The sequence below is a fragment of the Megasphaera sp. SW808 genome, assembly GCF_012027795.1.
Taxonomy (GTDB): domain Bacteria; phylum Bacillota; class Negativicutes; order Veillonellales; family Megasphaeraceae; genus Megasphaera; species Megasphaera stantonii.
This window is the reverse complement of record NZ_SJOT01000043.1, coordinates 1-10035: the sequence shown is the minus strand read 5'-3', so window position 1 is coordinate 10035 and position 10035 is coordinate 1. Positions and strand designations below refer to the sequence as shown.

Here is a 10035-nt window from a genome sequence, read left to right as displayed (position 1 = left end):
GGTATAACAAAAAGACTACCCATTACTGAGTAGTCTTTTGTATATAACCTAAGGATTCGATTAGAATGCGAAGTTGAATTCTGCGCGAGTGATTTCTTCATCATTCTGACCAGAAACACCATCACTTGCATGGTCTTTAACGTCAGTAGCAAAGGACTGCATAACGCTGAATTTAGCATTTTTAGCGAATACGTAGTCGATACCTACGCCCCAAGACGTCATATTATCCATCAGACCGAAGTTTCTCCAAGAGCCTGTCGAACCACCGAGGAATGCACCGTCTTCAGCATCGATGTATTCAACCCAGATGTCCCAAGATTTCGGCTGAGCCATAACAGCTTTACCATACGTAACCTTGCCAATCCATACTTGCGGATCGCTTACTGCATTGCCAGTCGTGGAGCTGAAATCTCTATCAACACTTTCGTAGTTAGCCAAGATATTCCACTTAGAACCAAGGTTGATGCTTGCATAAGCACCCCACAAATTATCAGCATCAGCATCGACTACCGTATCATTAGCACCACCTGCACGGCTGAACTGGTTATAGTATACGCCAGCAGCGGAGTCATTACCGAAGAATGCTTCAATTTCGCCATACCCGGTCTTCAATCCATCCATGTCGTCATAACCAGCAACCTTCATACCCTTAGTCGTACCAACTGCAAAGTCATTTCCCGCATTTTCTTTAAATTTACCATAACCAGCTGTTACAGCAATTTTACCATTATTATACTTCAATTCAGCACGATCGAAGGTATCGCCATACTGGTAAGCATAAGAACGAGCACCGCCAAGGAAATATGCGGCGTCACGACCGAGGCTAAGATTCCAATTCGGGCTGCCGAAATTATAATCAACTTTAATGATATCAGCGTATACATCGCCATCTTCATTAGTATCAGTCGTTGTGCCATTATGACCAAAGTTCTGATTATCCGTAGACAAACCTACTGTAGCCGTAACACGGTCATTGACCTGTGCCTGGCCACGGAGACGGATACGATAATCCCAAGAATTATCATTTTCCTTAGTCGAATTGCCATGCTGATAACGGTAACGGAGACGAGCATCACCAGTAAATTTGATGTTTCCAACTTTGTTTTCAAGGTTCGATACGCGAACGCCGAGGTTGTTCAGTTCGTCAGCATATTCATCAGCCAATTTGTTGATCAAAGCGCGCTGTTCAACAGTAGCTTTGTCCATGTGAGCCATAGCTTTTGCTACCATTTCAGCTGCTTCATAACGGGTGATGTTGCGCTGGCCCTGGAAGTATTCGCCGTCTACGCCCTGGATGACGCCTGCGTCAGCCAATTCTACTACGGATTTGTATGCCCAGCTGTCCGTCGGTACGTCGACAAACGGGTTAGCTGCGAATGCACACGTTGCGCTTACTGCCATCGTTGCTGCCAATGCTGCTAATACTTTTGCTTTCATTGTGAAATGACCTCTTTTCGATAAAATAATGTAAAATAAGCCTTACATCGTTACGTGCGAGCGTCCCATATACGCTGCAAGGGGTCATTGGCGAGTTGTCCTAGTTTCCTCTCTCTTACTGCCTCACATTGTACCATGTTTCACTCTAGACGAGTCACGCCTACAATATATCGTACCGCAACTCTGTGTATCATTTTACCAGAAAATCTTTACTTTGTCAAAAAACAGTAAACCAAAAAGTAATTTTTAAACTATACAGGCCAGGAAAATTATTCATAAGCAAGATAGGCTTGTACTATTTTTAACATTTTTCACATATTCCTTTACAGCATATCCACAGATCTGTCTTAAGAATGTAGAAGAAATCATATGGATATTAAGTCTCTGTACACCTTCTTTTCATGCATACTACAAGTATAATTTCTACATATCTTTTCTAACAGCGTAAAATCACAACAGGTGTGATGTAATACATGATTGCTGTTACAACCAATTTTATACACTTTTTATATGCTAACTCATGAATCTGCTCCGCATGCTTTCTGCAATATCTGCGCTCGATTTCCAATAATCTCCAACATGTTTCATCCGTTTTTCTGATCTGTTCAAAATTCAATTCCGACAAAACACTATGGCCGGGAACATAAATGACAATCGTACAGTCGAAAGGATAGTACCCATATTATTTTTGATAGCAAAGGAGGTTCTGAACTTTTTAGTACTCGAAGATATAGGCGCAAAATAATTGGTATCGTGAATCTTCAAGACAATGCCGCAGACAAATTTAGTATGCCCGGCATATCCTATATTTGGAACTAACTTTAGGCTCATATTGCTGTAAATAGGTTATGCACTCTTGGTCCACATGATAAAACCGCGTAGATATCCTTTCTATAAAAAAAGAGACAGACCATCGGCCTGTCCCTTTTTAAATTAAGTTCTCACTTACGGTAGAGATTCACCAGCATTACTTGTCTTCCTACTGTCATTATACTAAATTTCAGAAAACATATCAAAGCACATACGTAAAAAGACCGCCCGTTGCCGGGCGGCCTTTACTTGTTTCCTAAAGGACGGAATTAGAATGCGAATACGAACTGAGCGCGAGTCTGTTCTTTTTCAGCTTCGTTGTTGTTGCCATCTACCTGGAAGTCTTTTCTATCCGTTGCGAAGGACTGCATTACGCTGAACATAGCATTCTTAGCAAATACGTAGTCGATACCTGCACCCCAAGACGTAATATTATCCATCTGGCCAAATCTCCAAGAGCTCGTGGAGCCACCGAGGAACGCACCGTCTTCAGCGTCGATGTATTCTACCCAGATATCCCACGATTTCGGCTGAGCCATGTTAGCTTTACCATAAGTTACTTTGCCAATCCATACTTCCGGATCGCTTACTTCGTTGCCACTGTAGTAACCAAAACCATCACGGTTTACTTTTTCATAGTTAGCCAAAACGTTCCACTTAGAACCAATGTTTACGCTGGCATATACGCCCCAAAGATCATCGGCATCCATTTCTTCTGTAGCAACACCATTAAGTGTACCTTCACCACCAGCACGAGTGAAATCATTATAATATACACCAGCAGCTGAACCATTACCAAAGAAACCTTCAATCAAACCATACCCAGTCTTTACGCCATCTAATGTACCAGTTTCTGTATCCCATTCGACATCTTTACCGCCAGCAAAGTAGTCATCAGCTTCCTTAAACTTACCGTAACCAGCAGTTACAGCAAATTTACCATTGTTGTACTGCAACTGAGCACGGTCGAATACATCACTATACTGATAGCCATAGGCACGCGGCCCACCAAGTGTCCATTCAGCTTCGCGGCCCAAGCTGAGTTTCCAATTCGGGCTGCCAAAATTATAGTCGATGTTGATAATATCAGCAAATACATCACCATCAGAATTTGTATCCGTCGTCGTACCATTGGAACCAAAGCTCTGATTATCCGTTGTCAAACCTAATGTAGCAGTTACACGGTCATTGACCTGAGCCTGGCCACGGAGACGAATACGATAATCCCAAGAATTGTCGTTATCTTTTACGCCACTCTGGTAACGATAACGGAGACAAGCATCGCCGGTGAATTTGATGTTGCCGACTTTGTTTTCGAGGTTCGATACGCGAACGCCGAGGTTGTTCAGTTCGTCAGCATATTCATCAGCCAATTTGTTGATCAAAGCGCGCTGTTCAACCGTAGCTTTGTCCATGTGAGCCATAGCTTTAGCTACCATTTCAGCGGCTTCATAACGGGTAATGTTGCGCTGGCCCTGGAAGTATTCGCCGTCTACGCCCTGGATGACGCCTGCGTCAGCCAATTCTACTACGGATTTGTATGCCCAGCTGTCCGTCGGTACGTCGACAAACGGGTTAGCTGCGAATGCACACGTTGCGCTTACTGCCATCGTTGCTGCCAATGCTGCTAATACTTTTGCTTTCATTGTGAAATGACCTCTTTTCTAAAATATAAAACGATAATTTACGTTACAGTCGAGCCATATATCGTTCGTTTTAAGGGGTCATTGGCGAGTTGTCCTAGTTTCCTCTCTTTTACTGCCTTAAAACTCAGCAAATATGCGCTCTATCTAGCTGCACCTACGCCGAAGCGTACTTCAGCTTTGCTTATATTGTAACGCAAAATTTACTTTTTGTCAAAATTCTGTAAACTTTTATTCATTTTCCACTGACAATAATATAATAGCGGCACATTTTTTTGATATAGCGCATTAGTCCTCATAGTGCCCCCATAGTGCCCCCGACAGGCAATAATCCAAAGACTGCCATTTTCATCTATGTTATATATGAGGCGATTTTTCATATCAATCCGTCTGCTCCATACAGGCCGATATTTTAATGGTTCTGGCTTTCCAATCCCATATGCCAAGCCATTTCGTTCAATATCTTTAATCAAGTCGTTAATGCGCTTCAAGGTTTTCTTATCTTGCATCTGCCAATATAAATAATCATCCCAAGCTCTGTCCGACCACAACTTATTCATCGTCCACCTCGATTAATTCATGCTGCTGTCCTTTTCCTTGGGAAAGCTGTTCAATACCACGATCAATCATACCTAAATATTCCGCGTTACGAACGGCCCGCATCAACTCATTATATTTTTCCAAACTCATTAATACGACATTTTTTTCTTCTTTCCTGGTCACGATAATCGTTTCGCCATGATCGGTCGCTTTGTCACAGTAATCTTTTAGTTTTCCTCGAATCGTAGAATAATTTACAGCCAACATTGCAATCCCTCCTTGTACTATTTATTGTACAATATTATGTACATTTTAACAAGAATGGGAGATGCCAAAGCAATAAAATATTTTTAATTGAAGCGTATTCAGATTGACCTGTTTTATTTTTTTAGCTATAATAAATACGAAAAACGAGGCATTATACCAGCAAACGGTATAGCCCCCATAGTAGTTACAAAAGAGTAACCGTTTTTAGCTGGGGAAAACTAAAGGGACGGTTGCTTTTTTGATGTGTCTTTTAATAACACTACCAGAACGATTAACAACAATAACGTTACGTTTGTTTCGTTCATAGGCATCACCCCCAATCTTTACTGGGGGCAAGTTCACCGTCCGCCGTTATGCGATATAATGCCTCTTATCGCCTATTGTACAAAAACATGTATTATATTGTCAAAAATAAACAGATTAAAATTTAGTTAAAAATAAAACGCTGCGCCCTTCGCTTACAGACAATGCAAATCCATCTATGCTATACTAAACGCGTTGCTTGTACTTCCTGAAACTTCTGCAACAGGAAGGAGGTGCGCCATGTTTGAGATTGCGATCTCCCTGTTACTTTCTATCGCGGCAAATGTGATATCTTATTACATTTGCAAATGTCTGGATAGAAAAGGATAAGCAGCCAGACTAGCCGTCAGCGTTCGGCATATAATAAACGTTAAAACCCCTCCATAGCTAGCACCTATGGAGGGGTTTGTGCGTCATGGCAAATTGCGTTCTCCCTTTTGCCTGTTTTTAGTATAACAGGAAATTCAGAAAATGCAAGACTATATCCGACTATTGGCAATATCAAGTCAAGTTATTGTGGGAATTTTTTTGACTGGCCATTTTTGATAGATATCTTATATTTGTTATTAATAGATTAAAATTTAGTTAAAAATAAAACGCTGCGCCCTTCGCCTGCAGACAATGCAAATCTATCCATGCTATACTAAACGCGTTACTTTTACTTCCTGCAACAGGAAGGGGGTGCGACATGTTCGAGCTCGCAGTTTCATTACTAGTTTCTATCGCGGCAAATGTGATATCCTATTACATTTGCAAATGTCTGGATAGAAAACACTAAGCAACCAGACTAGCCGTCAGCGTTCGGCATATAATAAACGTTAAAACCCCTCCATAGCTAGCACCTATGGAGGGGTTTGTGCGTCATGGCAACTCGCGGTTTCATTATTGCCTGTCTTTAGTATAACAGGAAATTCAGAAAAGGCAAGGCTAAATACAAATATTTTCGGGCTATTTAGCTGCGGTTTCATACAAAAGAAGACCGCCCGTAGTTGAACGGTCTCCGTGTATATAGATGCAATGGAATTAGAATGCAAATACAAATTCTGCGCGGGTTTGTTCTTCCGGATCTGTCATATTTCCGTCTTTAGCTTCTGTAGCAAAGGACTGCATGACGCTGAATTTCGCATTTTTAGCGAAGATGTAATCCACGCCAGCGCCCCAGGAGGTAATATTGTCCATCTGGTCTGCAAATCTCCACGAATCCGTAGAGCCGCCGAGCCATACGCCGTCTTCAGCATCAATGTATTCAACCCAGATATCCCAGGATTTCGGCGCAGACATATTTGCTTTACCATACGTCAGTCTGCCAATCCATAAATCAGCGCTATCATCTTTAGTATACGGGGTTTTATAGCTATCAGCTAATCCAACATTTTCATAGTTAGCCAACAGATTCCATTTGGAACCAAAGTTTACGCTGGCATAGGCGCCCCAGAGGTCGTCGCCGCGGAAGAAATCATTATCGACAGAGCCGCCGCCTACACTGAAATCATTGTAGTACACGCCGGCAGCCGAGCCATTGCCGAAGAAGCCTTCGATTTCCGCATAGCCAGTTTTTACACCATCCATGACCTCATCTTCACCGGCCATACTGGGCATACCGTTCACTTTGCTACCCATTTTAAATTTACCATAGCCAGCCGTTACAGCAAATTTGTCGCCGCGGAACTGCATTTCGGCACGGTCAAACACATCGCCGTAGATATAGCCGTATGCGCGAGGGCCGCCGATCTTATATTTATCGGTCCGGCCCAGGCTGAGGCCGAAGGATTTCGTATTGTAGTCTACTTTAATGTCATCGGCAAAAATGTTCGTATCGCTGGCTGCGCCATTGTCGCCAAAGCTCTGGCTGTCCGTGCTGAGGCCTAAGGTTGCAGTCATACGGTCATTAATCTGCGCCTTGCCGCGGAGGCGAATACGGTAGTCCCAAGACTTGTCATTTTCTTTGCCGCCATGTTTAACGCCGTCATTATCAGTATAAGAGCTTTGATAACGATAACGAAGACGAGCGTCGCCGGTGAATTTGATGTTGCCGACTTTGTTTTCGAGGTTCGATACGCGGACGCCGAGGTTGTTCAATTCGTCAGCGTATTCGTCAGCCAATTTGTTGATGAGAGCCCGCTGTTCCACCGTTGCGCGGTCCATGTGAGCCATGGCTTTGGCTACCATTTCAGCAGCTTCGTAACGGGTAATGTTGCGTTCGCCCTGGAAATAGGAGCCGTCGACACCCTGGATAATGCCGGCGTCAGCCAATTCTACGACAGAACGATATGCCCAGCTGTCTGTCGGTACGTCGACGAAGGGATTGGCTGCAAAGGCACATGTCGCGCCTACAGCCATCAGTGCTGCTACAGATGCTAATACTTTGGATTTCATTTGAAAAAACCTCTTTTCTTAAAACTAAATGATATGTCTTGTCTCGTTACATGCGAGCGTCTTAGGAAAAAGAAAAGGGTTCATTGGCGAGTCGTCCTAGTTTCCTCTCTTTTACTGCCTTTTCCAATTCTTCTATTCAGCTCTTTTACAAAGAGACGCCTGCCCAAGATTCATTCCCGGCACCGCTCTTTTCGTAATTTAGTATAACGAAAGTCCGCCAGTACGTCAAAACGGCTGAAAACCGCATCACCATGCGATTTTCAGCCGTTTTTTACACACTTATTACAGAGGTTTTTCCGTTTTTTTTCCTACATTTTACGTAAAAGACAATGGCGCTTTTTGTCTCTTAGAAGAAGAAATTTAACTCTACATCAGTAAATTCGTCGGGGTCTGGTTTGCCATTCTTGCCATTCGTACCAAACGTCTGACCAACGGTCAGGACAACATTTTTGCCTAAAGCGTGATCCATGCCGATGCCCCACGATTCGACGCCGTTGAGAACGCTGTCGTCACGCCAGGAATTCGTCGCCCCGCCGATCAGCGCTCCTTTTTCCGCGTCAATATATTCTAACCAGGCGTCCCAGGAGCCTTTCTGTTCTTCGCTGACCGATCCATAGGTAACCTTTCCAATCCAGACCTTCGGATCGCTGACACTGTCGCCCGAGGCATCACGGCTGATGCTTTCGTAGTTTGCTAAAAGATTCCATTTCGAACCGACATTTACGCTGGCATAAGCGCCCCACAGATCGTCGACGTCATAATAATCGGCAGCTGTCCGGTCGCTTCCTCCGGCAGTGGAGAACTCATTATAGTAGACACCGACAGCCGAACCATTGCCGAAGAAGCCTTCAATTTCGCCATAGCCCGTCTTTACGCCGTCCAATGTAAGTTCACTGTCGCCGGCAATGTCGCCTTCCTTAAATTTACCGTAGCCGGCCGTTACGGCAAAGGAATCGTTCTGGTATTTCAATTCGGCCCGGTCGAATACGTCGCCGTACTGGTAGCCATAGGCGTTCTCGCCGCCGAGCACGTACGTATCGGTGCGGCCAAGGCTCAAGTTCCAGTTCGGGCTGCCGAAATTGTAATCGATTTTGATGTCATCGGCAAATACGTCGGCGTTTTCACTGGCCGCGCCGTTGCCGCCAAAGCTCACGTCGCCGGTGCTGATGCCCACCGTCGCCGTCGTGCGGTCATTGACTTGAGCTACGCCGCGGAGGCGAATACGATAATCCCAGGCGTCGTCGTTCTGCAGTCCAGCATCGCTGCTGTGCTGGAAACGCACGCGGGCGTCGCCGCTGAACTTAATATTGCCGACGCGGTTTTCCAAATTTGATACGCGGACGCCGAGGTTGTTCAATTCGTCGGCATATTCATCAGCCAACTTGTTAATCAGCGCACGCTGTTCCACCGACGCCTTATCCATATGAGCCATCGCTTTGGCTACCATTTCCGCCGCTTCATAGCGGGTAATACTGCGCTGGCCCTGGAAATACTGACCGTCGACGCCCTGAATGACGCCGGCGTCAGCTAATTCTACGACCGATTTGTATGCCCAGCTATCTGTCGGTACGTCAACAAAGGGATTGGCCGCAAAGGCGCAAGTCGCGCTAACTGCCATAACGGCCGCTAAGGATGCGAATACTTTTGATTTCATGATGAATTACCCCTTCCAAATGAAATATGTTTTCTTTTTTTTACATTTGTCAGATGGGTATCGTTCTCAGCAATTTCAGTGGCGAGTGCGCCTAGTTTCCTCTCTTTTACTCTTGTGAAAACGATAGACTCCGGCAATATGCAAGGCATGTATGCGAGTCATTACCTTGATTACATTTAAATTATATAAGAATGTTTCTCACAAGTCAATAGATATTGATTTATTTTATCACTTAAGTCTCTATGAGACGGCAGAAAAAAACAGCAACAAAATACATTTGCTGCTGTTATACATTTTATTGTTGATTTATTTTAGCTATCAGCGCTTCTTGTAAGGTTTGAGAAAAGTTAATTTTCATACTTTCCGCTTTTGTATTTAACCATGCTGGAATCGAGACATTTCTGCGCACGGTCTTCGTACCATATTTCTTTCTATACGCTTCTATATCAGCATCCACATAAGAAGTAAATGCGTTCTTGGGAACAGAATAAGGAACGGAATTAGCAATCGGGATTTGAATACCATCATCCTCCCAATCAATAATCGTGAGACAAATCAAATCGCGAGCAGCCGCAATAGCATCGGCTATATTCTCGCCTTGCGTATTCCTATGCAAGTCCGGAATTGTTACAAAATATCCTTCTGACGTTTTTTCAAAAATTACAGGATATACAACCCGTTTCATCACAACATCTCCCCCTTTTCCACATGTTATGATTAGCTAAAAAGGTAAGGGCTATTTAAGCCCCCACCTCTTAATCAGCTCTTTTGCCAGACGCTCGTTACTATCCGGATGCCGAGTAATAACTTCTGTATGTTTACCATCGGTATATACATCATGCCTTCCTATACATCATGCCTTCCGCCATTTCGTTTCAAATACCAACCAGCATTTTCAAAGAGCTTAAGAAGTTCACGCCGTTTCATTTGCGTATCCCTCCTCTCCACTATTATACACATTAATGTGTATAATGTAAAGATTACAAAAAAGACCAGCCCGCGCGC

At 43.9% G+C, this 10035-nt stretch carries 6 protein-coding genes and 1 pseudogene; all 7 read right to left on the bottom strand.

The window, feature by feature from the left end; all coding sequences use genetic code 11:
- Window positions 1-60: 60 nt before the first annotated feature.
- The 7 genes and pseudogenes from E0L13_RS11425 to E0L13_RS11390 all read right to left on the bottom strand — a co-directional run bounded on the left by E0L13_RS11425 (window position 61) and on the right by E0L13_RS11390 (window position 9715).
- The gene (locus tag E0L13_RS11425; protein ID WP_168062517.1) at window positions 61-1437 is read right to left on the bottom strand and encodes an S-layer homology domain-containing protein; all 1377 of its coding nucleotides are present in this window, start codon (window positions 1435-1437) and stop codon (window positions 61-63) included.
- Between the two features lie 1079 nt (window positions 1438-2516).
- On the bottom strand, window positions 2517-3893 hold the full coding sequence (locus E0L13_RS11415; RefSeq protein ID WP_168062513.1) for an S-layer homology domain-containing protein: 1377 nt from the start codon (window positions 3891-3893) through the stop codon (window positions 2517-2519).
- Between the two features lie 305 nt (window positions 3894-4198).
- Window positions 4199-4450 (bottom strand): annotated as a pseudogene (locus E0L13_RS11410) (Txe/YoeB family addiction module toxin); the annotation flags it as partial.
- Entirely contained in the window at window positions 4443-4697 is a 255-nt protein-coding gene (locus E0L13_RS11405; RefSeq protein WP_087478807.1) for a type II toxin-antitoxin system prevent-host-death family antitoxin, read from the bottom strand. The gene E0L13_RS11405 and the pseudogene E0L13_RS11410, both read right to left, overlap by 8 nt.
- Before the next feature lie 1326 nt (window positions 4698-6023).
- Window positions 6024-7376, bottom strand: a complete 1353-nt coding sequence (locus tag E0L13_RS11400) for an S-layer homology domain-containing protein (protein ID WP_168062509.1) — start codon at window positions 7374-7376, stop codon at window positions 6024-6026.
- A 346-nt stretch (window positions 7377-7722) separates the two neighbouring features.
- Window positions 7723-9030: an S-layer homology domain-containing protein gene (locus tag E0L13_RS11395; RefSeq protein WP_168062508.1), complete on the bottom strand. Its 1308-nt coding sequence runs from the start codon at window positions 9028-9030 to the stop codon at window positions 7723-7725.
- A gap of 295 nt (window positions 9031-9325) precedes the next feature.
- The gene (locus E0L13_RS11390; RefSeq protein ID WP_240924738.1) at window positions 9326-9715 is read right to left on the bottom strand and encodes a type II toxin-antitoxin system HicB family antitoxin; all 390 of its coding nucleotides are present in this window, start codon (window positions 9713-9715) and stop codon (window positions 9326-9328) included.
- Window positions 9716-10035 lie beyond the last annotated feature (320 nt).

Coding starts and splice junctions, on each gene's coding strand:
- E0L13_RS11395 (WP_168062508.1), bottom strand. CDS start 9,030: ATGAAATCAAAAGTATTCGCATCCTTAGCGGCCGTTATGGCAGTTAGC.
- E0L13_RS11400 (WP_168062509.1), bottom strand. CDS start 7,376: ATGAAATCCAAAGTATTAGCATCTGTAGCAGCACTGATGGCTGTAGGC.
- E0L13_RS11425 (WP_168062517.1), bottom strand. CDS start 1,437: ATGAAAGCAAAAGTATTAGCAGCATTGGCAGCAACGATGGCAGTAAGC.
- E0L13_RS11415 (WP_168062513.1), bottom strand. CDS start 3,893: ATGAAAGCAAAAGTATTAGCAGCATTGGCAGCAACGATGGCAGTAAGC.
- E0L13_RS11390 (WP_240924738.1), bottom strand. CDS start 9,715: ATGAAACGGGTTGTATATCCTGTAATTTTTGAAAAAACGTCAGAAGGA.
- E0L13_RS11405 (WP_087478807.1), bottom strand. CDS start 4,697: ATGTTGGCTGTAAATTATTCTACGATTCGAGGAAAACTAAAAGATTAC.